Source organism: Actinosynnema sp. NPDC023658 (assembly GCF_040639995.1).
GTDB lineage: Bacteria > Actinomycetota > Actinomycetes > Mycobacteriales > Pseudonocardiaceae > Actinosynnema.
Map to the genome: position 1 here is coordinate 1 of NZ_JBFAAX010001239.1, position 1152 is coordinate 1152.

At 73.4% G+C, this 1152-nt stretch carries 1 protein-coding gene; it reads left to right on the forward strand.

Annotated features, from left to right (window positions below):
• On the forward strand, positions 1 to 1152 hold a 1152-nt coding region (locus AB0G02_RS39865), incomplete at both ends, for a glycoside hydrolase family 97 catalytic domain-containing protein (RefSeq protein ID WP_360805622.1).

Below are 1152 nucleotides of genomic sequence, written 5' to 3' on the forward strand. Positions count from 1 at the left end.
GAAGCTGGCCGACACGTCGTGGGTCAGGCCGGGCGTCGCGGCGTGGCCGTGGCTCGACGGCGGGCACGACACGCAGCGGAACCTGGCGAAGCTCCAGCAGTGGGCCGACTACGCCTCGTCGCAGGGCTGGCCCTACCTGCTGGTGGACGACGGCTGGAAGGGCGTCACGTGGATCCCCGAGCTGGTCGACTACGCGCGGGCGCGCGGCGTGCGCATCATGCTCTGGTACCACTGGCAGGACCTGGACACCGAGGCCGAGCGGGACGCCGAGTTCACCCGCATCACCGGCTGGGGCGTCGCGGGCGTGAAGATGGACTTCATGGACTCCGAGGCGCAGGCCCGGCACCAGTGGTACGACGCGGCGCTGGCGAGCACCGCGCGGTACCGGCTGATGGTGGACCTGCACGGCGCGCGCCTGCCGGTCGGCGTGCACCGGACCTGGCCGCACGTGCTGACGACGGAGGACGTGCGCGGCGAGGAGTACCCGGGCGGGCGCACGATCGACCACGTGGCGGCGATCCCGTTCACCCGCGGCGCGCTCGGCCCGGCGGACTACTCACCGATGAGCTTCCAGCAGGGCAACCCGAACAGCGACGCCGCCGAGCTGGCGCTGGGCGTGCTGTACGAGAGCGGGATCATGCTGCCGGGCGGTCGGGTGGGCGACTACCAGGCCCGACCGGAGGCACAGCGATGGATGCGGCTGCTGCCGACCACGTGGGACGAGACGCGGTTCGTGTCCGGCGACCCGACCACCGGGGCCGTCCTGGCGCGGCGTGACGGCGACCGGTGGTTCGTCGGCGCGATCCGCAGGGGCGCGGCCGGCACGATCTCGTACTCCACAGCGTTCCTGGGCTCCGGCACGTGGCACGCCGAGATCACCACCGACGGGCCGTCCGGCCTGGTCCGCACCAGCAGGGTGATCCAGGCGGGCGAGACGATCGGCGTCGCGTCGGTCGCCAACGGCGGGCACGTCGTGAAGCTGACAAGGGTCGCCGCCGCGCCGACGGGCCCGCGGGTGCTGACCAACACCGGCACCGGGTTCGCGGTGGACGTGTACGACGCGGGCGTGGCCGACGACGTGCCGGTGATCGGCTGGCCGGGCAACGGCGGCGCGAACCAGCGCTTCACCGTGACGCCCCTGGGCGACGGCTA